Raw genomic sequence first — 22079 nt, forward strand, 5'->3', positions numbered from 1 at the left:
TTCGAAGCGAGGGCGGGCCCGGTCGTCCTTGTCCGGGACGACCGGGCCCGCCCCGCGCCTCACACGGAGGCGTCGGCCGTCAGGTCCAACGCGATGTCAGTGATCATGTCCTCCTGGCCGCCGACCATCTTGCGCCGGCCCACCTCCACGAGGATCTCGCGGGTGTCGAGCCCGTACCGCCGGGCGGCGGCCTCGGCGTGGCGCAGGAAGCTGGAGTAGACGCCCGCGTAGCCGAGTGTCAGGGTCTCGCGGTCGACGCGGACCTCACGGTCCTGGAGGGGGCGGACCACGTCGTCCGCGGCGTCCATCAGGGGGAACAGTTCGCAGCCGTGGTCCCAGCCCATGAGATCGGCGACCGCGACGAACGCTTCCAGCGGGCAGTTCCCCGCGCCCGCGCCCTGCCCCGCGAGGGAGGCGTCGACACGGGTGACCCCGTTCTCGACGGCCACGACGGAGTTGGCGACGCCCAGGCCGAGGTTGTGGTGGGCGTGGATGCCGAGGCCGGTGCCCGGGTCGAGGACGTCCCGGTAGGCGCGGACACGGTCGCGTACGCCGTCCATGGTGAGCCGCCCGCCCGAGTCCGTCACATAGACGCACTGGGCTCCGTAGGACTCCATCAGCTTGGCCTGGCGGGCCAGCTCCGCCGGTTCGGCCATGTGGGACATCATCAGGAACCCGGCCACGTCCATGCCCAGTTCGCGGGCGGCCGCGATGTGCTGGGCGGAGATGTCGGCCTCGGTGCAGTGGGTGGCGACCCGGACGGAGCGGATACCGAGCGCGTGGGCCTGCCTCAGGTCGTGCAGGGTGCCGATCCCGGGCAGCAGCAGGGTGGTGGGGACGGCGTGCCCGACGCTGTCGCAGACCGCCTCGATCCACTCCCAGTCGGTATGGGCTCCCACGCCGTAGGTGATGCTGGAGCCGGACAGGCCGTCGCCGTGCGCGATCTCGATCGCGGCGACCCCGGCGGCGTCGAGAGCGGCGGCGATGGTGCGGGCCTGGTCCACCGTGTACCGGTGGCGGACGGCGTGCATGCCGTCGCGCAGGGTCACGTCCTGTACGTAGAGAGAAGTCATCGCGATGCCACCTCCGCGGCACGGTGTGCGGCCATGCGTTCGGCGGTGCGCAGTGCGGCCGACGTCATGATGTCGAGGTTTCCGGCGTAGGCGGGCAGGTAGTGCGCGGCGCCCTCGACTTCGAGGAACACCGACACCTTCGCGGCGCCGCCGTGCCGGGAGCCGGGCGGGAGGAGCGAGCGCAGGGGGTCGTCGCCCGCGACCCGGTCGAACTGCACCTTCTGCTTGAGGCGGTAGCCCGGCACATAGGCCTGGACGCGGGCCACCATCTCCTCCACCGAGGCGGTCACCGCGGCGTCGTCGCAGTCGCCGACCAGGCAGTGCACCGTGTCCCGCATGATCAGCGGGGGTTCGGCCGGGTTCAGGACGATGATCGCCTTGCCGCGCGTGGCACCGCCCACCCGCTCGATGGCCGACGAGGTGGTCTCGGTGAACTCGTCGATGTTGGCGCGCGTCCCGGGGCCGGCGGAGCGCGAGGAGATCGAGGCCACGATCTCCCCGTAGTGCACCGGGGTGACGGAGGCCACCGCCGCGACGACCGGAATCGTGGCCTGGCCGCCGCAGGTCACCATGTTGACGTTGCCGGCGTCCAGGTGCGCGTCGCCGTTGACCGGCGGTACGACGTACGGGCCGACGGCGGCCGGGGTGAGGTCGACGACCGTACGTCCCAGCGCGCGCAGCACCTCGTCGTGCCGGCGGTGCGCGCCCGCCGACGTGGCGTCGAAGACGATCGACACGTCCGCGAACTCGTCCAGCCCCACCAGGCCGTCCACGCCTTCGTGGGTGGTGGACACCTTGAGCCGGCGGGCGCGGGCCAGGCCGTCGGACGCGGGGTCGATGCCCGCCATGGCGGCGATCTCCAGTGTCCCGGACAGCCGCAGCACCTTGATCATCAGGTCGGTGCCGATATTGCCCGACCCGATGACGGCGACCTTCGTGGTCATGCTCGCGCTCCTTGCGTGGTGGCGGACGCGAACGCGGTCGAGACCGTGCCCAGTCCTTCGATGTGTGCGGTGAACTCGTCGCCCCCGGCCGCCACCGCCATCGGTCCGAGCGCGCCCGTCAGGACGAGGTCCCCGGCCTTCAGCGGATCGCCCAGTCCGGCGAGGGTGGAGGCGAGCCAGAGGGCGGCGGTGAGCGGGCTGCCCAGGCAGTCGGCGCCGGTGCCCCGCGAGACGGTCTCACCGTTCTTCGTGAGGGTCATCCGCACGCCGCGCAGGTCGACCCGGTCCAGGGGCACAGGGGTGCCACCGAGCACGTACAGCCCGCAGGAGGCGTTGTCCGCGACGGTGTCGACGATGCCGATGTCCCAGGCGGCGATGCGGCTGTCGACGATTTCGAGTGCGGGCAGGGCGAAGGCCGTGGCGCGCAGCAGGTCGGCGACGGTCGGGTCGTGGTGCGGCAGGTCCGTGCCCAGGACGAGGGCGACCTCCGCCTCCACCTTGGGCTGGAGCAGCCGGCCGGGGGCGATCGGCTGCCCCTCGGGCACGGCCATGTCGGCGAACAGAGCGCCGAAGTCGGGCCGGCCGACTCCGAGCTGGCGCTGCACGGCGGGCGAGGTCAGGCCGATCTTGCGGCCCACCAGCCGCCGTCCGTCCGCGAGCGAGCGCTCGACATGCAGGCTCTGTACGGCGTAGGCGGCCTCGACGTCCCCCTCGGGCAACAGGGTGCGCACAGGGGGGCACGGCACGCCTGTCCGGGCGGCCTCGCGCAGGGCGGCCGCCGCCTCGTTGACGGCGTCGGCGAGCTTGAGGGCACTCACGGCCGGCTCCCGTCGGACGCGGCACTACGGTGTGGGACGAACATGCGGGTTACCTCCGGCAGCACGGCGGGTTGAGGCGGGGAGGCCGGGCGCTGTCGCGCGGCCGTCGATCCACGTCAGGTATAGGCGGACGGTCCGGGGTGCGGCAAAATATGTTCCATGACACGGAACAGTGCGCTGGGGAACATGCTCGACAAGGCGGCATCCATCCTGGACTGCTACCGCCCGGACGGTGGCGCGTTCCGTCTGACAGAAATCGCCGCGCGTACGGGGCTGACCAAGACCACCGCGTTCCGTCTCTGCGGCGACCTGGCGCGGCTGGGCCTGCTCGACCGCGAGGGTGACACCTATCTGCTCGGCGGCAAGCTGTTCGAACTGGGCTCGCTGGTGCCGCGCCGGCACGATCTGCGGGAGGCGGCCCTCCCCTTCCTCCAGGACCTCTTCGAGGCGACGCACGAGACCGTGCACCTCGGCGTGCGCGACGGCTTCGACGTGGTCTACCTGGAGCGCATCCACGGCCATCAGGCGCTGGCCCTGCCGTCGCGCATCGGAGGCAGGCTGCCGCTGACCTGTACCGGTGTCGGCAAGGCCCTGCTGGCGTTCTCCGACAGCACGCTCACGGAGGAGGTGCTGTCGCGGCCACTGCCCCGGCTGAGCCCCCACTCGATCACCGACCCGGCGCGGCTGCGCACCGCCATCGAACAGATCCAGGTGTCCGGGCTCGCCTACGAGGAACAGGAATCGGCCATGGGGGTGAGCTGCATCGCCTCCCCCGTCTTCGACGGCGCCACGGCGGTGGCGGCCCTGTCGGTGGCCGTCCCGCTCGCCCGCTTCCACCCCGCGCAGCTGGCGCCCGCGGTGCGCACGGCCGCCCTCGGACTGTCCCGCGTCATGCGAGGCGGCGACGCGGCACCACTTTCACATCGATGGTGAGACAGCAATACTGTTGCACCGAGTGGGGCCCGCGCCTGGCCACCCGCTCACGAGGCCGGACACGAGGAGCGGACATGGCGACCGAGGCCGAGGAGCCGAAGCTCACCGTCGACGAGCTGGCGGCTCGCGCCGGGGTGACCGTGCGTACGGTGCGGTTCTACAGCACCCGGGGGCTGCTGCCGCCCCCGGAGATCGGGCCCCGCCGGGTCGGGCACTACGGGCACGACCACCTCTCGCGGCTGGCGCTCATCGAGGAGCTTCAGCACCAGGGCATGACGCTCGCCGCGATCGAACGCTATCTGGAGCAGCTGCCGCCCGACCTGAGCGCCCACGACCTGGCCATCCACCGGGCCCTGGTGGCGTCCTGGGCGCCGGACTCGGCCGAGGACGCGTCGCGGGCGGAGCTGGAGCGCCGGGCGGGACGGCCGCTCGGCGACCAGGACCTCGACCGGCTGGCCGCGATGGGGGTGCTGGAGCGGTCCGCGCCACAGGACGGCGTCTACCGGCTGGACCCGGGGCTGCTGCGGCTGGGCGTCGAGCTGCTCGACGTGCCGATCGCGCACGAGACGATCCTCGCCGCCCGTACGGTCCTGATGGAGCACACCCGCTCGGCCGCGCAGGAGCTGACCCGGCTGTTCCGGGACGAGGTGTGGAACCCGTACCGGGAACGGGAGTCGGACCCCGAGCACGTCGAGGCGATGAAGTCGCTGTCCGCGCACATGCAGCCGATGGTGCTCCAGGCGTTGGTCACCGCCTTCCAGCGCTCCCTGAAGGAGGAGCTGCGGGCGGCGTTCACCGCGCGGTGAGCGCGCGAAGTGCCGTACCGCCCCGGGCGGGGGTGGTACGGCACTTCGCGCGTCGGCTCAGTCGTGGAAGGTCTCGCCCTTCTCCGCCTTCTCCACGAGCAGCGCGGGCGGCAGGAAGCGGTCGCCGTAGCGTTCGGCGAGTTCCCGGGCGCGGGCCACGAAGCCGGGCAGGCCGCCCTCGTACCCGTTGATGTACTGGAGGACGCCGCCGGTCCACGGCGGGAAGCCGATGCCCATGATGGAGCCGATGTTGGCGTCGGCGACGGTGATCAGGACGTTCTCCTCCAGGCAGCGGACGCTGTCCAGGGCCTCGGAGAAGAGCATCCGCTCCTGCATGTCGGTGAAGGAGATGTCCGTCTCCCCGGCGAAGTGCTCACGCAGTCCGGGCCACAGGCGGGTGCGCTTCCCGCTCTCGTCGTACTCGTAGAAGCCCGCGCCGCCGCTGCGGCCGGGGCGGCCGAACTCGTCGATCATCCGGTCGATCACCGCGTCCGCGGGGTGGCCGGGCCAGGTGCCGCCCGCCTCCTCGACGGCCTTGCGGGTCTCGTTGCGGATCTTGCGCGGCAGGGTGAGGGTCAGCTCGTCCATCAGCGAGAGCACCTTGGCCGGGTAGCCGGCCTGGGCGGCGGCCTGCTCGACGGAGGCGGGCTCGACGCCCTCGCCGACCATGGCGACGCCCTCGTTGATGAACTGGCCGATGACCCGTGAGGTGAAGAAGCCGCGCGAGTCGTTGACCACGATCGGCGTCTTCTTGATCCGGCGCACCAGGTCGAAGGCGCGGGCCAGCGCCTCGTCGCCGGTCTTCTCGCCCTTGATGATCTCGACCAGCGGCATCTTGTCGACGGGCGAGAAGAAGTGCAGCCCGATGAAGTCGGCGGGGCGCGACACACCCTCGGCGAGCACGGTGATCGGCAGGGTGGAGGTGTTGGAGCAGAGCAGAGCGTCGGGCTCGACGACGTCCTGGATCTCCTGGAACACCTTGTGCTTGAGCGCGGTGTCCTCGAAGACGGCCTCGATCACCGCGTCGCAGCCCGCGAGGTCGGCCACGTCACCGGTCGGGGTGATGCGGGCCAGCAGTTCGTCGCGCTTGGCCTCGGTCGTACGGCCCCGGGACAGCGCCTTGTCGAGCAGCTTCTCGCTGTACGCCTTGCCCTTGGCGGCGGCCTCGGTGGAGACGTCCTTGAGGACGACCTCGATGCCGGCCCTGGCGCAGGAGTAGGCGATGCCCGCGCCCATCATCCCGGCGCCGAGTACGGCGACCTTGCGGACCTGGCGCTCCTCGATGCCCTTGGGGCGGCTGGCACCGGAGTTGACGGCCTGGAGGTCGAAGAAGAACGCCTGGATCATGTTCTTGGAGACCTGGCCGGTGACCAGCTCGGTGAAGTACCTGGCCTCGATGGTCAGCGCGGTCTCGAAGTCGACCTGGGAGCCCTCGACGGCGGCGGCGAGGATGTTGCGCGGCGCGGGCATGGGGGCGCCGGCGAGCTGCTTCCTGAGGTTGGACGGGAAGGCCGGCAGGTTCGCGGCGAACTTGGGGTTCGACGGGGTGCCGCCGGGAATCTTGTACCCCTTGACGTCCCAGGGCTGCTGGGACTCGGGGTGCGCGTCGATGAAGGCGCGGGCCTTGTCGAGCATCTCCTCGGGGGTGGCGGCGACCTCGTGGACCAGGCCGTTGTCCAGGGCGCGCCGCGGGGTGTACTGGGTGCCCTGGAGGAGGACCTTGAGCAGCGCGTCGGCGATGCCCATGAGGCGTACGGTGCGGGTGACGCCGCCGCCCGCGGGCAGCAGGCCGAGGGTGACCTCGGGCAGGCCGATGCGGGAGCCGGGCGCGTCGAGGGCGACGCGGTGGTGGCAGGCGAGCGCGATCTCGTAACCGCCGCCGAGAGCCGCGCCGTTGATGGCGGCGACGACGGGCTTGCCCAGGGTCTCGATGCGGCGCAGCGAGTTCTTGATGGCGGTGCCGGTGTCGAACGCGAGCTGCGCGCTCGAAGGACCGATCTTGATCATGTCCTTGAGGTCGCCGCCCGCGAAGAAGGTCTTCTTGGCGGAGGTGTAGATGATCCCGCGGATGGAGTCCTTCTCGGCCTCGGCGCGGTCGGCGACGGCCGCGATGGAGTCCTTGAAGGCCTGGTTCATCGTGTTGGCGGACTGGTTGGGGTCGTCCAGTACCAGGGTGACGACGCCGGTCTCGTCCTGTTCCCAGCGGATGGTCGTGCTCTCGGTCATGGGTTCGTGTTCTCCGTAAGCAGGGGTGGCCGGGACGGTCAGAGACGCTCGATGACGGTGGCGATGCCCATGCCGCCGCCCACGCAGAGGGTGGCGAGGCCGTAGCGCTTGTCCTGGCGTTCCAGCTCGTCGATGAGGGTGCCGAGGATCATCGCCCCGGTGGCGCCGAGCGGGTGGCCGAGCGCGATGGCGCCGCCGTTGACGTTGATCTTGTCGAGGGAGAGCCCCATGTCCCGGGCGAAGCGCAGGACGACACCGGCGAAGGCCTCGTTGATCTCGACCAGGTCGATGTCCTCGATGGCCAGCCCGGCCTTGGCGAGCGCCTTGCGGGTGGCGGGGGCGGGGCCGGTGAGCATGATGGTGGGCTCGGAGCCGGAGACCGCGGCGGAGACGATGCGGGCGCGCGGGGTCAGGCCGTAGCGCTCGCCGATCTCCTTGGAGCCGATCGCGACGAGCGCGGCGCCGTCCACGATGCCGGAGGAGTTGCCCGCGTGGTGGACGTGGTCGATCTTCTCGACCCAGTGGTACTTCTGGAGCGCCACCGCGTCGAAGCCGCCCATTTCACCGATCGTCGCGAAGGAGGGCTTGAGTGCGGCGAGGGAGTCGGCGGTGGTGCCGGGCCGCATGTGCTCGTCGTGGTCGAGGACGACGAGGCCGTTGCGGTCCTTGACGGGGACGACGGAGCGCGCGAAGCGGTTGTCCTTCCACGCCTCGGCGGCCCGCTCCTGCGACAGGGCGGCGAACTCGTCGACGTCGCGGCGCGAGAAGCCCTCGATGGTGGCGATGAGGTCGGCGCCGACGCCCTGCGGGGCGAAGCCCGTCTCGTAGTTGGTCATCGGGTCCATCGCCCAGGCACCGCCGTCGGAGCCCATCGGCACCCGGGACATCGATTCGACGCCGCCCGCCAGGATCAGGTCCTCCCAGCCCGAACGGACCTTGGCGGCTGCCAGGTTGACGGCTTCCAGGCCCGAGGCGCAGAAGCGGTTCTCCTGGACGCCGGCGACGGTGTCGGGCAGACCGGCCGCGATGGCGGCGATCCGCGCGATGTCGGAGCCCTGGTCGCCGAGCGGGCTGACGACGCCGAGGACGATGTCGTCGACGGCCGCCGGGTCCAGGCCGGGGAAGCGGGCGCGGATCTCGTGGATGAGGCCGACGACGAGGTCGATCGGCTTGGTGCCGTGCAGGGCGCCGTTGGCCTTGCCCCGGCCGCGCGGGGTGCGGATCGCGTCGTAGACGAATGCTTCGGTACTCAAGACAGCTGCCTTTCGAGGGTGGTGGCGCGAGCGTGGTTCGGCGGGCGGGGGGTCAGGCGAGCAGCGAGCGGCCGATGATCTCCTTCATGATCTCGGTCGTGCCGCCGTAGATGGTCTGGATGCGGCCGTCGGTGAACGCCCTGGCCACCGGGTACTCGCTCATGTAGCCGTAGCCGCCGTGCAGTTGGAGGCAGCGGTCGGCGACGCGCTTTTGCAGTTCGGTCGCCCACCACTTCGCCATCGAGGCGTGTACGGCGTCGAGGGTGCCCTCGGAGTGGTCCACGATGCACCGGTCGAGGAAGGTCCGGGTGACCGCGCACTCGGTGGCCATCTCCGCGATCTCGAAGCGGATGTGCTGGAGCTTGGACAGCGGCCGCCCGAACGCCTCGCGCCCCTTGACGTACGCGGTGGTGATCTCCAGGAGGTGTTCGGCGGCGGCGATGCCGGCGACGGCTATGCCCATGCGCTCCTGGGCCAGGTTGGTCATCAGGTGGACGAAGGCGCCGTCGCGCTCGCCGAGGAGGTTCTCCTTGGGGACGCGCACGTCGTTGAAGAACAGCTCGGCGGTGTCCTGGGACTTCTGGCCGATCTTGTCGAGGTTGCGGCCCCGCTCGAAGCCCTCCGCGCCGCGCTCCACGACGATCAGCGAGAGGCCCTTGGCGCCGCCTTCCGGGGTGGTCCTGGCGACGACGACCACGAGGTCGGCGAGGATGCCGTTGGAGATGAAGGTCTTGGAGCCATTGAGCAGCCAGTGGTCGCCCTTGTCCTCGGCGGTGGTGCGGATGGCCTGGAGGTCGGAGCCGGCGCCGGGTTCGGTCATGGCGATGGCTGTGATGATCTCGCCGCTGCAGAAGCCCGGCAGCCAGCGCCGTTTCTGCTCGTCCGTGGCCAGGCCGGTGAGGTAGGGGCCGATGATGTCGTTGTGCAGCCCGAGTGCGAGGCCGGGGGCCCCGGCCCGGGTGAACTCCTCGGCGAGGACCGCGCTGTAGCGGAAGTCGGGGTTGCCGCCGCCCCCGTACTCCTCGGGCACGGCGAGGCCGAGCAGCCCCTGCCGTCCGGCGGCCCGCCACGCCTCGCGCGAGACGATGCCGTCCCTCTCCCACTGCTCGTAGTGCGGAAGGACCTCCTTGGCGAGGAAGGTGCGGACGGTCCCGCGGAACGCGTCGTGCTCTTCAGTGAAGATCTGCCGCTGCATCAGTCGGTGGTGTCCTTCCGGGTGGTCCGCAGACCGGGCACGTCCCAGTCGGCGGCGACGGCGTCGGTGTCCGCGCCCGGCAGGGCCGGGCCGCTGCGCACCGACGCGGGGGTGGCCGAGAAGCGGGGCGCGGGGGCGGGCTGGGTGAGGCCGCTGTGTTCGACGAAGGTGGCGCGGGCGGCGAGGTGCGGGTGGTGCGGTGCCTCGCGGAGCGAGAGGACGGGCGCCACACAGGCGTCCGACCCGTCGAAGACCTCGGTCCACTCGGCGCGGGTGCGGGTGCGGAACCGGTCGGCGACGGCGGCGCGCAGTTCGTCCCAGCGGGCGAGGTCGCCCCGGTCGGGGGCGGTGTCCGCGATGCCGAGGAGCCGGACGAAGTCGTCGTAGAACCGCTGCTCCAGCGGGCCGACCGCCATGTACTGGCCGTCGGCCGTCTCGTAGGAGCCGTAGAAGGGGCAGCCGCCGTCCAGCAGGTTGGAGCCGCGCCGGTCCTGCCAGCCGCCGGCCGCGAGCATGCCGTGGATCATCGTGGCGAGGTGGGCGGCGCCGTCCACGATCGCCGCGTCCACCACCTGTCCGGTGCCGCCGGGGGTACGGGCGTGCTGGAGGGCGGCGAGGATGCCGACGACGAGGTAGAGCGAGCCGCCCGCGTAGTCGCCGACCAGGTTGGCGGGGACGGTGGGCGGTTCACCGGGCCTGCCGATCATGGAGAGGGTGCCGGTGAGCGCGATGTACGAGATGTCGTGCCCGGCGCGCTCGGCCAGCGGGCCGTCCTGGCCCCAGCCGGTCATCCGCCCGTAGACGAGCTTCGGGTTGCGGGCCAGGCAGGCGTCGGGGCCGACGCCGAGACGTTCGGCGACGCCCGGCCGGTAGCCCTCGATGAGCACGTCGGCGCGCTCCACCAGCTCCAGGACCGTGGCCGGGCCGTCGGCGGCCTTCAGGTCGAGGAGCACGGAGCGCTTGTTGCGGTTGGTGAGGTCGCGGGCCGGATCGATGCCGAGTCCGGCGCCGCCCGGGCGGTCGACCCGCACCACGTCCGCGCCCAGATCGGCCAGGAGCATCGCGGCGAACGGGCCGGGGCCGATCCCGGCGAGCTCCACCACGCGAGTCCCGTCGAGGGGGCCGCGCGGCCCCTTCTCTGCTGTTGCCATCGAGCCCCCAGCGGTATGACACAACTGATGTAACATCGATGATGCTAAGAACGCACCGCGCTCCGCACAACCCCCTGGGCCGAGCAAGCGCTTAGTTCTTCTCGTGGGTACGCATGGATACTCCCCCATCTCCCCCTCCCGCCCGCAGACCGCCACGGCGACCGCGCTAACCTCTGCTCGCTCCGTCCGGCGCCGTCTTGCGTGGAGGCTTTCGTGAACAGACAGAACGGGGCCGCGCGCCCCTATGACGTGGTTCTCTTCGGTGCCACCGGCTTCGTGGGCGAGCTGACCGCCGGACATCTGGCCGCCCACGCGCCCGACCGCTGCCGCTGGGCGCTGGCCGGACGCGACCGCGCCAAGCTGGAGCGGCTGCGCACCCGGCTGGCCGCGCGCCATCCCCGCTGCGCGGACCTCCCGCTGCTGGAGGCGGACGCGGACGACGCCGGTTCGCTGCGCGCCCTGGCCGAGTCCGCGCACGTGGTGGCCACGACCGTCGGCCCGTACGTCTGGTACGGCGAGAAGCTGGTCGCGGCCTGCGCCGAGGCCGGTACGGACTACACGGACCTCACCGGCGAGGCGGAGTTCGTGGACCGGATGTACGTGGAGCACGACACCCGGGCGCGCGAGACGGGCGCCCGCATCGTGCACGCCTGCGGTTTTGACTCCGTACCGCACGACCTCGGCGTCTACTTCACGGTGGGCCGGCTCCCGGAGGGAGTGCCGCTGCGCGTCGACGGGTTCGTCCGCAGCAACGCAACCGTCTCCGGCGGTACGCTCGCCTCGGCGCTCACCGCGATGGGCCGGGGCCCGCAGATGCTGCGCGCCGCGAGAAAGCGCCGGCTGTACGAGCCACTCCCGGCCGGCCGCCGCGTCCACGCCCCGCTCGCCCGCCCCCGCTTCAGCCCGGAGACCGGCACCTGGGCGCTCCCGCTGCCGACGCTCGACGCGCAGGTCGTCGCCCGTTCGGCGCGTGCGCTGGAGCGGTACGGCCCCGACTTCCGCTACCGCCACTACGCCTCCGTCAAGCACCTTCCGGTGGCGCTCGGCGGGACGGCGGCGATCGGCGCGCTGCTGGGCGCCGCGCAGGTGCCGGCCGCGCGGGACTGGCTGATGGGGCGCCTGGAGCCGGGCGCGGGCCCGGACGAGGAGCGCAGGCGGCGCAGTTGGTTCACCGTCCGGTTCGTCGGGGAGGGCGGCGGACAGCGGGTGTTCACGGAGGTGTCCGGCGGCGATCCGGGCTACGGCGAGACGGCGAAGATGCTCGCGGAGTCGGCGCTGTGCCTGGCGCTGGACGAGCTGCCCGCCACCTCGGGGCAGGTGACGACCGCCGCCGCGATGGGCGACGCGCTGCTGGAGCGGCTGCGGACGGCCGGGCTGCGCTTCCGGGTGGCGGCGGAGCGCTGACGCGGGTGCGTCAGGCGGTCGCCTCGCGCAGGGCCCGGCGGCACAGCGCGTCGGCCCTGCGGGTGGTCTCCGGCTGGCGGAAGTCGCGGGCCAGCCGGAGGGTGTGGGCGACCGCGTTGTCCAGGCCGGTGCGGTGGCCGACGGAGACGTAGACCGGTTTGGTGCCGTCCTGCGTGCGCACCGCCCGGCCGACCTCCTCCCCCGCGTCCAGGAGCGGCGACTGGTCCCCGCGCCGGGGGCCGGGCGGTTCGCAGGTGAAGGTGAACGGGTTCTTGGCGACGCCGATGACCGGAAGCCCGGTGAGGACGCCGAGGTGGCTGGCGAGCCCGAAGCGGCGGGGGTGGGCCCTGCCGTAGCCGTCGCAGACGACGAGGCCCGGGTCGCCCGGCAGGGACTCCAGGGCGGCGAGCACGGTCGGGATCTCGCGGAAGGCCAGCAGCCCGGGGACGTACGGGAAGGTGACCCGGCCGACGGCGGTGGCCTCGGCCACCACCTCCAGCGTGGCGGCGTCGAGCACCACGGCCGCCGCCGCGACGACGTCGCGCTCGTCGTCGTAGGCGACATCGACCCCGGTCACCAGGCCCGTTCCCGGCGGCGGGCCCGGCTCGTCGAGGACCACCCGGGCGCGCAGGGCGTCCTGGACGGCACGGGCTTCGGCCGCGTCGGCGGGCATCTGAAGTGCTGTCATGATGCCCCCGACTCTAGAGTGCTTCCCTCCAGTAGCCTGAGATCATGTTCGTACTCGAGCTGTCCTACACCGCCCCGCTGGACCGCGTCGACGCGTTGCTGGACGCGCACGTCGCCTGGCTCGACGCGCAGTACGCGGCGGGGGTCTTCATCGCCTCCGGGCGCAAGAACCCCCGGGACGGCGGAGTGATCCTCGCGGTCGGCGACGACCGGGCGGCGATCGAACGGCTGGCGGCGAGCGACCCCTTCGCCGCCGAGGGCGTCTGCGCGTACCGGATCACCGAATTCATCGCCACGAAGACCTCGGACGCGCTCGCCCCGTACCGTCAGCGGCTCTGACGCTTTCGCGCCGGAACGGACTCGTCCCGGGTGCGCCGCCCGCGACGGGGCACGTGAACAGGCAGCGGTGTGCGGTGATGCAGCTCACGCCGCCTCCCGATGCACGGATCGGCGACTTCCGTCGTCTGTACGAGTGCCGGGAACCGTTCGTCCGGTCGCGAGAGGGAGCAAGTTCGTGTCCACGGTCATCGAACAGTCCGTACAGGCCCGCATGGTTGCGTCCGCGCCGCAGATGGAGACCCTGCCCGCCGTCCTGAGCTACGACCGGGCAGACCCCTTCGCCGTGCGCATGGCGTTCCCCGCGCCGGCGACGCTGGAGGGGACGGAGGTGTCCTGGGAGTTCTCCCGGGAACTGCTCGCCGCCGGAATGGAGGTTCCGTCCGGCCTCGGCGACGTGCGGATCAGGCCATTCGGCTACGACCGTACGGTGCTGGAGTTCCACGCCGCCGAGGGGATCGCCATGGTGCACGTGCGCACGGCGGATCTGCGCCGCTTCCTGCGGCGGGCGCAGCAGTTGGTGCCCTGCGGCCACGAGCGCCGGTTCCTGGACCTGGACCGGAATCTGACCGAACTGTTCGGCTCCCGCTGACCCCCGGCCCGCGCCGGCACACCCGCGCGGGCCGGTAAATCCGATTGCCCTCTCCCCTGGTCCCCCGTACCGTCTGCGGTGTCCTTGTTGTCGCCGAACGGAGTAGGACGTTGCTCGTCTGAGGTCTTGAGACACCGTGCCGCACGCCGTGTCAGGTTTTCGCCGTCCGCGTGCCCGAGTGTGACCTCAGCTCTCCGAGCCGTCCTCCGTGACCAGGGCCTTCCTTCCGTACTTCCGGAATTTCTCGTGGAACGCCCGTGGCCGGTGTCTCGCCCCGTTGCCCTGTCCGTTCCCCGCAACCGGGAGATGCTCATGTCTGCCCCCGCCACTCACATCAGCTGCTCGTCGCTCTCCTTCACCTGGCCCGACGGCAGCCGGGCCCTGGACGGCTTCCACCTCACCGTGCGCCCCGGCCGCACCGGGCTCATCGGCCTCAACGGGGCCGGCAAATCGACCCTGCTCCGGCTGATCGCCGGGGAACTGCGGCCCACCGGCGGCCAGGTGAAGGTGGTCGGCGAAGTGGGCTACCTGCCGCAGAACCTGGTCCTGGACACCGGGCTGCGGGTCGACGCCGCCCTCGGGATCGACAGGGTCCGCGCGGCGTTGCACGCCATCGAGGCCGGTGACGTGGGCGAGGAGCGGTTCGCCGCCGTCGGCGACGACTGGGACGTCGAGGAGCGGGCCCGCGCCGTGCTCGATGAGCTGGGCCTCGGACACATCGGGCTGGACCGCACGATCGGTGAGATGTCGGGCGGTGAGTGCGTGCTGCTGAGGCTGGCCGCGCTGCTGCTGGCCCGGCCCGATGTGCTGCTGCTGGACGAGCCGACCAACAACCTGGATCTGTACGCCCGTCAGCGGCTCTACGCGGCCGTCGACGGGTGGCACGGGGTGCTCGTCGTGGTCAGCCACGACCGGGAACTCCTGGAGCGCGTCGACCAGATCGCCGATCTGCGGGACTCCGCCGTCACCTGGTACGGCGGCAACCTCACCGCGTACGAGGCGGCGCTCGCGGTGGAGCAGGAGGCGGCCGAGCGCATGGTGCGGGTCGCGGAGGCCGATGTGCAGCGGCAGAAGCGTGAACTGGCCGAATCCCAGGTGAAATCGGCCCGGCGCAAGCGGTACGGGCAGAAGCTGTTCGAGCAGGGGAGCGTGCCGAAGATCGTCGCGAGCGCCCGCAAGCGCTCCGCCCAGGAGTCGGCGGGCAAGCAGCGTCTGATGCACGCGAGCCGGCTGGCCGACGCGAGGGAGCGCCTGGACGACGCCGTGGACGCGGTGCGCGACGACGACGAGATCCGGATCGAACTGCCGCAGACCAAGGTCCATCCGGGCCAGGGCGTGCTGGTCCTGCGCGATTTGGAACTGGCCCACGGGGCGCGGGTGCGGGGGGAGTACGAGATGCGCGGCCCCGAGCGCATCGCGCTGGTGGGGCGCAACGGAGCGGGCAAGACGACGCTGCTGCGTACGCTCGCCGGTGAGCTGGCGCCCGTATCCGGCGAGGCCGCCGTCGATGTCCCGCTGGGTTTCCTGCCGCAGCGGCTCGATGTGCTGGACGACGGGCTGAGCGTGGTGGAGAACGTGGCGCGGTTCGCGCCGGACGCCACGAACAACCGGATCAGGGCGCGGCTGGCGCACTTCCTGTTCAGGGGAGCGCGCGCGGACCGGGCCGCGGGGACCCTGTCGGGCGGGGAGCGGTTCCGGGCCGCCCTGGCCGCGCTGCTGCTGGCCGAGCCGGCGCCCCGGCTGCTGATGCTGGACGAGCCGACCAACAGCCTGGACCTGGCGAGCGTGCGGCGGCTGACGGAGGCCCTGGAGGCGTACGAGGGCGCACTCGTCGTGGCCAGCCACGACGTGCCGTTCCTGGAGTCGCTGGGAATCACGCGCTGGCTGCTGCTCGACGGGGAGCTGCGGGACACCACGGCGGAGGAGGTGCGTGCCGGGCTCTGAAGGGGCCCGCCGGGCGGCTGGGCGAGGGAAGGCGGTCGCTGAGGGGGCCCGGACTCGGCGAGCGGGGGCGGGTTCCGAAGGGCGGGGCTTGGCGGGGACCTTAACGTCGCTTTAACCTACGGTCTCGTAACCTACGAGTCCGTAGGTAATTCTCCCGTCCCCAGGAGCCCCCGTGACGATCACCTCTCCCCACCTCGGCAGTTCACAGACGTGGACCGATGCCCACCTGCTGTACGCCCTCGAAGAGGTGGTGGAGAAGGAGCTCAACCGGCACCTCAAGGTCGCCAAGGACTGGATGCCCCACGAGTACGTTCCGTTCTCCGACGGCCGGAACTTCCCCGGTGTCTTCGAGGACGGCGAGGCCTGGCGGGCCGACCAGTCCAAGGTCACCGACATCGGCAAGATCGCCCTGGTGGTGAACCTCCTCACCGAGGACAACCTCCCCAGCTACCACCACGAGATCGCCTCCCTCTTCGGCCGTGACGGAGCCTGGGGCAGCTGGGTGCACCGCTGGACGGCCGAGGAGGGCCGGCACGGCATCGTGATGCGCGATTACCTGCTCACCTCCCGCGCGGTCGACCCGGACAAGCTGGAGCAGTTCCGGATGGCGCACATGGCGGAGGGCTTCGAGTCCGACAACCGCCACTCGATGCTGCACTCGGTGGCCTACGTGGCCTTCCAGGAGCTGGCCACCCGGGTCTCGCACCGCAACACCGGACACCAGTCGGGCGACCCGGTCTGCGACCGCATGCTGGCCCGCATCGCGACCGACGAGAACCTGCACATGGTCTTCTACCGCAACCTCCTGGGCGCCGCCTTCGAGCTGGCCCCGGACCTGACGATGCAGTCCGTGCGCGACGTCGTCGTCAACTTCCGGATGCCCGGCCACGGCATGCCCGGCTTCGAGCGGGCCGCCGCGCAGATGGCGATCGGCGAGATCTACAACATGCGCATCCACCACGACGACGTGATCCAGCCGGTACTGCGCTACCTGAAGGTCCTCGACATCGACGGCCTGGGCCCGGAGGGTCTTCAGGCACAGGAGGAGCTCGGCCTGTACATGAACGGGCTGGACGGTGAGGCCGCGAAGTTCGACGAGAAGCTCGCCGCGCGCAAGGCCCGGATGGCGGCCCGCGCCCAGGGCTGACCGCGCAGGAGCCGCCGCCCCGGTCCCCGGCGGGGGCGGCGGGCTCACGGTCCTGCCAGGCCCTCCCCCGCCGAAGTGCTCCTCCGGCCGCTCACTCCCGGACCGTGACCTCCGCGTACGCCGCGTCGCGCACCTCCGCGTACGGCGTACAGGAGCGCGGGCAGCAGCCGGGCCGCGGTCGGGGCGGGGCAGCCCGGGAGCAGCACGGTGGCCTCGGCGTCGCCCCAGTCGGCGCGTATCCGGTCGATCAGCCGGGCGGCGAGTTCGGTGCGCCCGTCGGTGACGACGGCCCGGAGCAGGCGGCGGCGTACGGTGTGGGGCAGGTCGTCCAGGGCCTGTTCGTACGCCTCGTCCGGTACGCCGAGGCTGCGCGCGGCCCGCAGGGCGTGTCCCTGGACGAAGGGGTCCGGGTCGGCGATGCGGGCGCCGATCCACTCCCGGTCGGCGCCGACGGCCGCGGCGACGACGGCCGTCCCCCGCTCGTAGGGCCCGCCCCCGTCCAGCTCGTCCAGAACGGCACGCAAGGTGCCCGAAGCGGACAGAACGCGCGCGCGGGCGGCGAGTTCACGCATGCGCCGCGGGTACGGGAGGGGGTCGAGAGCCTTCAGCAGGGCATCGGTCATGGGCCAATTGTGCCGTGCGGGGGCGGGCCCCCTCAGGGGCGTGGGGGACCGTACGCTGTGCCGGTGAAACCTGTGACCCGCGTTGTTCTCATCGGTGTGCCGATAGCGATAGCCGTCTCCATCGTCTTCAACAGCGGCCAAGACGCCGCCCTGCCGAAGAACTCCCCCACCGCCGAGGCGTCGGCCACCGTCCCAGCGAACCCCGACCCGTTCGCGGCGGCGGACGAGGAGGAGCGGGGCGAGATGAACAAGAGGATCGAGGCGGCACCGGCCGGGCTCGCCACCCCGGCGATGCGGGAGATCGCGTGGAAGCTGCTGGCCAGCGCGGAGGGCTCCACGCTGGACTGGCGCACCCAGTACGCGACGATCGAGGACAGTGGCGACGGCACCGGCTACGCGGCGGGCATCGTGGGGTTCTGCTCGGGTACGCACGACATGCTGGCGTTCGTCGAGGCGTTCACCGAGGACCATCCGGACAACCCGCTGGCGCCGTTCCTCCCGGCGCTGCGCAAGGTCGACGGCACAGGTTCGCACGAGGGCCTGGACCCGGGGCTCACGGCCGCGTGGAAGAAGGCGGCCGAGGACCCGGCGTTCCGCGAGGCTCAGGACGAGGTCCGTGACAAGCAGTACTTCGAGCCGGCGGTGCGGCTGGCGAAGCTGGACGGGCTGGGGACGCTGGGCCAGTTCATCTACTTCGACGCCATGGTGCTCCAGGGGCCGGGCCACGAGGCCGACTCCTTCTACGGCATCCGGCAGGCGGCGCTGGCCGAGGCGGACACGGTCACCGAGGGCGGTGACGAGTCGGCCTATCTGGACATCTTCCTGGACACCGCGCGGGCCGTGATGAAGTCGAAGAAGACCCAGCACGACACCTCGCGCATCGACACGGCCCAGCGCGTCTTCCTGGAGGACGAGAACCTGGATCTGGAGCCGCCGCTGACCTGGAAGATGTACGGCGAGACGTTCCACATCGCGTCGTGACCCGCAGGGCCCGCGCTACCTGCGGGCGTCCTGCCTGACCGGCCCGGCTGCCCGGGTCGTTCCCGGCGCCGGGGCGGCCAGGATCGGCCGGGGCAGCCGACCGGAGGTGGCGTCGGCCGACGAAGGCGACGCCGCGGTCCGCCACGGGCGGGCCGGGTTCAGGCCTGCTCCCGGCCGACTCTGCGCAGCCGTTCCCGCTCCTTCTCGGAGAGGCCGCCCCATACGCCGAAGCGCTCGTCGTTGTCGAGGGCGTACTCCAGGCAGGCCTGCCGTCCTTCGCAGGCGTTGCACAGCTGCTTGGCCTCCCGGGTGGAGCTGCCCGGGGCGGGGAAGAAGAACTCGGGACCCGCCTGCGCGCACAGGGCTGTCTCCTGCCAGGCGAAGGCGGGGTCGGTCGCGGTGTTGATCGGCATGGGCACCACACTGCCCTGCCCCGATAAACGACTGATCAACGCCGCGTCAATCGACGCCACGCCGTGGTGGCCGGAACAGTCCCCGGCCCGTTCCACACCCTTGACACCGGCATACGCCGCCGGCCTCGGCGTACAGCGGCGGGGCTCCGCGTTCCCCTCCCGGCCGAGAACGGCTGAATTGAGCGCAGCGGCGACCGGCGGGTCCGGGATATGGGGCCCCACCCGGCTGGTCCGCCGGGTGTCGGTGGTGCGTGGGACGATGGGCTCGTCCGGGCCGTTGAGGGACCGGAGCCGAGGCAAGGGGCGCGGGGGACAGAGGGACGCAGATGACTGAGGCCGGGTCCGCGGAGGGCGGGGCACCGACCGGGCGGGCCGCCCGGGAGCTGCTCACGCGCGCCGACGGCCTGCTGGACGCGGCCCGTGGAGTGCTCGCGGACCACGCCCGTGCCGTCGCCGCAGTGCGCACCGCTCTGGACCCGCTGCTCGACGTCCTGGTCCGCTCCGGCCTCGCCTCCATCCCCGTCTCCCGCCTCAAGGACGTCACCGAGGGCCGGCTGCGCCTCGGCGCGGTCGAGCGGGCGGGCTTCACCACGGTCGGCCAGGTGTACGGGGCGAGCCGCCACGAGCTCCGCCAGATCCCCGGCGTCGGCGCGCAGACCGCCGACCAGGCCCTGGCCGCGGCGGGCCAGATCGCGCACGCGGTGCGGGACACCGTCGCGGTGCGGATAGACGTGGACGCCCCGGACGACGCCACGAGCGCCCTGGTCGGCGCGGTGTACCGGCTGGTGGAGGCGGGGCCGGACGTGCGGCGCGCGGTGGACGGGGCCCGCCGGCTCGCCGAGCGCCTGGAACCGTTGCTGACGGCTGCCGGACCGGCGCGGGGCCGGCTGCGGACGCTCTTCACGGGACGGCGGGCGCGGGCCGGGGTGCGGGAGGCCGTGGCCGGCGTCCGGGCGGCCGTCGCCGACGCGGTGGAGCGTGAACTGCCGTTGCTGTTCGGGCAGGTGTCGGCCGACCTGCTGCGGGAGCCGGACTCGCCGGTCGCCGCCTGGGTCGACTTCGAGCTGCGCCCGGCCGAGTACTACAGCCTGCTCGCCGAGATGTCGGGCACCGGCCCCGACCGGGACGCGGCCGAGGGCTTCCTGCCCTCGGACATCGCCGGCCGGGTGCGGGGGCTGCGGCTGGACGACACCCGGCTGCGGGTCTCGCTGCGCGGCTACCAGTCGTTCGGCGCGCGCTTCGCGCTCGCGCAGAAGCGGGTGATCCTCGGCGACGAGATGGGGCTCGGCAAGACCGTCCAGGCCATCGCGGCCCTCGCCCATCTCGCGGCGGGCGGGGAGACGCACTTTCTGGTGGTGTGCCCGGCGAGCGTCCTGATCAACTGGACCCGGGAGATCCGCGCCAGGTCGACGCTGCGCGCCCTGCCGGTGCACGGGCCGCAGCGGCGGGAGGCGTTCGCCGAGTGGCGTGAGGACGGCGGGGTCGCCCTGACCACCTTCGACGCCCTGCACACCCTGCCGGACGCGGAGGACAGCGGTGTCCGGCCCGGGATGCTCGTGGTCGACGAGGCCCACTACGTGAAGAATCCGGCCACCCGCCGCTCCCGAGCGGTGTCCGGCTGGTCGCGGCGGACCGAGCGGGTGCTGTTCCTGACCGGCACGCCGATGGAGAACCGGGTGGAGGAATTCCGTAATCTCGTCCGCCGGCTCCAGCCGGAGCTGGCCCCCGCCGTCAGCCCGCGGCACGGCGCCGCGGGCTCGCAGGCGTTCCGCCGGGCCGTCGCCCCCGCCTATCTGCGGCGCAACCAGCAGGACGTGCTCACCGAGCTGCCCGCCCTGGTGCAGGTGGACGAGTGGGAGGAGTTCAGCGAGGACGATCTGCGGGCCTACCGGGAGGCGGTGGCCGCCGGTCACTTCATGCGGATGCGCCGGGCGGCGTACGCGTGTCCGGAGAGCTCCGCCAAGCTGAACCGGCTGCGCGAACTGGTCGCGGAGGCGGCGGGCAACGGCGCGAAGGTCGTGGTGTTCTCCTACTTCCGCGAGGTGCTGGAAACCGTGCGCGAGGCTCTGGGGGACGGCGTGTTCGGCCCGCTGTCGGGGAGCGTGGCGGCGGCCCGGCGCCAGGAGCTGATCGACGGCTTCAGCGCCGCCCGCGGCCACGCGGTCCTGCTGAGCCAGATCCAGGCCGGCGGCATCGGGCTGAACATGCAGGCCGCTTCCGTCGTCATTCTCTGCGAACCGCAGATCAAGCCGACGACGGAACACCAGGCCGTGGCCCGCGCCCACCGGATGGGCCAGATACGGACGGTCCAGGTGCACCGGCTGCTCGCGGCGGACAGCGTCGACCAGCGGATGCTGGACATCCTGGCCCGCAAGGAGCGCCTGTTCGACGCGTACGCCCGGCGCAGCGATGTCGCGGAGACGACCCCGGACGCCGTGGACGTGTCGGACGGGACGCTGGCACGCCGCATCGTCGAGGAGGAGCAGCAGCGCCTGCGGACCGGGACGGACGAGCGGGCGCTGCCGGTCGACTGAGGCGCGTCCGTTATCCGCTGTGCCCGGGTACGGTCCCGTTCCGGTCGGCGATGAGCAGCATTCCGCCCATGCCCCGGTCGGCATGGCTCTGCACGTGGCAGTGGTACATCCAGGCGCCCGCGCCCACGTGTTCGCCCGCGATGACCTGGAAGCCGAAGGAGTCCGCCGGTCCGACGATCTTCGTGTCCACGATCCGGCTGGGGTCGCCGGGTCCGGTGAGCAGGCCCGTACGGTTGTCCGCCCAGCGATGACCGTGCACATGAAACGTGTGGTAGAAGTCGCCGTGCGTGATCATGACGACTTCGAGGCGGTCCCCGAGCGTGGCCTCGAAGTCGGGGCTCCTGCCGGCCGGGGTGTTGTTGATCGACATGTCGTTGAAGACGATCGTGATCGTGCGGTCCGGCAGGATGTCGCCCCGGCGCCGGACGACCAGCGGCCCGTACAGACCCTTGCGGATGCCGCCGGTTCCGTGGTCCGAGCCGACGGCGTGGTCGTGGTAGTGCCAGTAGCCGGCGCTGCCGGGCTGCCAGGTGCCGTCGCGGCGCGGGCCCGGGGTGTGCGTGCGCCAGGTGTAGGTGCGGGTGCCGCCCGGCTCGACGGTGCTGTGGTTCATCCGGGTGCCGTCGCTCGCGATGTCGTAGTCGACGCCGTGCGCGTGCAGGCCGGCCGGCACGTCCAGGGTGTTCACGAACTCGATGTGCAGGGTGTCGCCCTCGTTGAGCTCGATGAGCGGTCCCGGGACGGTTGCCGCGCCCTTCTCCAGCCCGTAGCCCAGCCGGCCGTCCGGCAGCTTCTCCACGTACATCCGGATGTGGCGGACCACTCCCCCGGCGGGCGCCCGTCTCAGCGGGTACGGGGTGGCGACGGCCTCGGAAGGGGGGAGGGACAACGATGTCACACCGGCCGCGGCCGCGACCCCGCCGCCCATCAGAATCCGCCGGCTGAAGCTTCTGCGGTCCATCTCGAACTCCCCACTGCTGGACGGGTGCTGCCGAGGGCTCGGCGACGGGCCGTGACGA

General features: G+C 72.1%; 20 protein-coding genes. 9 read left to right on the forward strand and 11 right to left on the reverse strand.

What is annotated here, in order from left to right; all coding sequences use genetic code 11:
• Positions 1 to 59 precede the first annotated feature (59 nt).
• From dmpG to mhpD, 3 genes are read right to left on the reverse strand one after another with little or no spacing between them, the layout of a single operon-like run.
• Complete coding sequence (gene dmpG / locus B082_RS0114265; protein ID WP_018552482.1) at positions 60 to 1073, reverse strand: 4-hydroxy-2-oxovalerate aldolase; 1014 nt, start codon at positions 1071 to 1073, stop codon at positions 60 to 62.
• Complete coding sequence (locus B082_RS0114270; protein ID WP_018552483.1) at positions 1070 to 2017, reverse strand: acetaldehyde dehydrogenase (acetylating); 948 nt, start codon at positions 2015 to 2017, stop codon at positions 1070 to 1072. The genes dmpG and B082_RS0114270 overlap by 4 nt, the downstream gene beginning before the upstream one ends.
• Positions 2014 to 2835, reverse strand: a complete 822-nt coding sequence (mhpD, locus tag B082_RS0114275) for a 2-keto-4-pentenoate hydratase (protein ID WP_018552484.1) — start codon at positions 2833 to 2835, stop codon at positions 2014 to 2016. The genes B082_RS0114270 and mhpD overlap by 4 nt, the downstream gene beginning before the upstream one ends.
• 186 nt (positions 2836 to 3021) lie before the next feature.
• Between mhpD and B082_RS0114280 the strand changes: the two genes are divergently transcribed.
• Positions 3022 to 3768, forward strand: a complete 747-nt coding sequence (locus B082_RS0114280) for an IclR family transcriptional regulator (protein WP_018552485.1) — start codon at positions 3022 to 3024, stop codon at positions 3766 to 3768.
• A 74-nt stretch (positions 3769 to 3842) separates the two neighbouring features.
• A complete protein-coding gene (locus tag B082_RS0114285) occupies positions 3843 to 4574 on the forward strand; it encodes a MerR family transcriptional regulator (protein ID WP_018552486.1) in 732 nt (243 codons plus the stop codon).
• Positions 4575 to 4631: 57 nt separating this feature from the next.
• Here the strand turns inward: B082_RS0114285 and B082_RS0114290 are convergent, their stop codons facing one another.
• The 4 genes from B082_RS0114290 to B082_RS0114305 are packed head-to-tail and all read right to left on the reverse strand — an operon-like array spanning position 4632 to position 10399.
• Complete coding sequence (locus B082_RS0114290) at positions 4632 to 6800, reverse strand: 3-hydroxyacyl-CoA dehydrogenase NAD-binding domain-containing protein (RefSeq protein WP_018552487.1); 2169 nt, start codon at positions 6798 to 6800, stop codon at positions 4632 to 4634.
• Between the two features lie 38 nt (positions 6801 to 6838).
• Positions 6839 to 8053 (reverse strand): acetyl-CoA C-acetyltransferase, encoded by a 1215-nt coding sequence (locus tag B082_RS0114295; protein ID WP_018552488.1) that lies wholly within the window; start codon positions 8051 to 8053, stop codon positions 6839 to 6841.
• Positions 8054 to 8105: 52 nt separating this feature from the next.
• Positions 8106 to 9248: an acyl-CoA dehydrogenase family protein gene (locus B082_RS0114300; RefSeq protein ID WP_018552489.1), complete on the reverse strand. Its 1143-nt coding sequence runs from the start codon at positions 9246 to 9248 to the stop codon at positions 8106 to 8108.
• A complete protein-coding gene (locus B082_RS0114305) occupies positions 9248 to 10399 on the reverse strand; it encodes a CaiB/BaiF CoA transferase family protein (RefSeq protein ID WP_078622572.1) in 1152 nt (383 codons plus the stop codon). The genes B082_RS0114300 and B082_RS0114305 overlap by 1 nt, the downstream gene beginning before the upstream one ends.
• Before the next feature lie 213 nt (positions 10400 to 10612).
• Here B082_RS0114305 and B082_RS0114310 point away from each other — a divergent pair, with 213 nt between their 5' ends.
• Entirely contained in the window at positions 10613 to 11803 is a 1191-nt protein-coding gene (locus B082_RS0114310; RefSeq protein WP_018552491.1) for a saccharopine dehydrogenase family protein, read from the forward strand.
• 10 nt (positions 11804 to 11813) lie between these two features.
• On the opposite strand, the gene B082_RS0114315 is transcribed toward B082_RS0114310, so the two are convergent.
• Positions 11814 to 12491, reverse strand: coding sequence for an endonuclease V (locus B082_RS0114315; RefSeq protein ID WP_026249783.1), 678 nt, complete (start codon positions 12489 to 12491; stop codon positions 11814 to 11816).
• A gap of 44 nt (positions 12492 to 12535) precedes the next feature.
• Between B082_RS0114315 and B082_RS0114320 the strand changes: the two genes are divergently transcribed.
• The 4 genes from B082_RS0114320 to B082_RS0114335 all read left to right on the forward strand — a co-directional run bounded on the left by B082_RS0114320 (position 12536) and on the right by B082_RS0114335 (position 16509).
• Complete coding sequence (locus tag B082_RS0114320; protein ID WP_018552493.1) at positions 12536 to 12829, forward strand: YciI family protein; 294 nt, start codon at positions 12536 to 12538, stop codon at positions 12827 to 12829.
• A 175-nt stretch (positions 12830 to 13004) separates the two neighbouring features.
• Positions 13005 to 13418 (forward strand): SsgA family sporulation/cell division regulator, encoded by a 414-nt coding sequence (locus B082_RS0114325; protein ID WP_018552494.1) that lies wholly within the window; start codon positions 13005 to 13007, stop codon positions 13416 to 13418.
• A 312-nt stretch (positions 13419 to 13730) separates the two neighbouring features.
• Positions 13731 to 15362, forward strand: coding sequence for an ABC-F family ATP-binding cassette domain-containing protein (locus tag B082_RS0114330; RefSeq protein WP_018552495.1), 1632 nt, complete (start codon positions 13731 to 13733; stop codon positions 15360 to 15362).
• 172 nt (positions 15363 to 15534) lie between these two features.
• Positions 15535 to 16509: an acyl-ACP desaturase gene (locus B082_RS0114335; RefSeq protein WP_018552496.1), complete on the forward strand. Its 975-nt coding sequence runs from the start codon at positions 15535 to 15537 to the stop codon at positions 16507 to 16509.
• 44 nt (positions 16510 to 16553) lie between these two features.
• On the opposite strand, the gene B082_RS37965 is transcribed toward B082_RS0114335, so the two are convergent.
• On the reverse strand, positions 16554 to 17132 hold the full coding sequence (locus B082_RS37965) for a hypothetical protein (protein WP_018552497.1): 579 nt from the start codon (positions 17130 to 17132) through the stop codon (positions 16554 to 16556).
• A gap of 72 nt (positions 17133 to 17204) precedes the next feature.
• Here B082_RS37965 and B082_RS0114345 point away from each other — a divergent pair, with 72 nt between their 5' ends.
• The gene (locus B082_RS0114345; protein ID WP_018552498.1) at positions 17205 to 18113 is read left to right on the forward strand and encodes a chitosanase; all 909 of its coding nucleotides are present in this window, start codon (positions 17205 to 17207) and stop codon (positions 18111 to 18113) included.
• 158 nt (positions 18114 to 18271) lie between these two features.
• Here B082_RS0114345 and B082_RS0114350 read toward each other — a convergent pair whose 3' ends face one another.
• Positions 18272 to 18526, reverse strand: a complete 255-nt coding sequence (locus B082_RS0114350; protein WP_018552499.1) for a WhiB family transcriptional regulator — start codon at positions 18524 to 18526, stop codon at positions 18272 to 18274.
• A 326-nt stretch (positions 18527 to 18852) separates the two neighbouring features.
• Between B082_RS0114350 and B082_RS0114355 the strand changes: the two genes are divergently transcribed.
• The gene (locus tag B082_RS0114355; RefSeq protein WP_018552500.1) at positions 18853 to 21060 is read left to right on the forward strand and encodes a DEAD/DEAH box helicase; all 2208 of its coding nucleotides are present in this window, start codon (positions 18853 to 18855) and stop codon (positions 21058 to 21060) included.
• 10 nt (positions 21061 to 21070) lie between these two features.
• Here the strand turns inward: B082_RS0114355 and B082_RS0114360 are convergent, their stop codons facing one another.
• Positions 21071 to 22021 (reverse strand): multicopper oxidase domain-containing protein, encoded by a 951-nt coding sequence (locus B082_RS0114360; RefSeq protein ID WP_018552501.1) that lies wholly within the window; start codon positions 22019 to 22021, stop codon positions 21071 to 21073.
• Positions 22022 to 22079: the final 58 nt, after the last annotated feature.

The sequence above is a fragment of the Streptomyces sp. ATexAB-D23 genome, from assembly GCF_000373645.1.
In the GTDB taxonomy this organism is placed as follows: domain Bacteria; phylum Actinomycetota; class Actinomycetes; order Streptomycetales; family Streptomycetaceae; genus Streptomyces; species Streptomyces castrisilvae.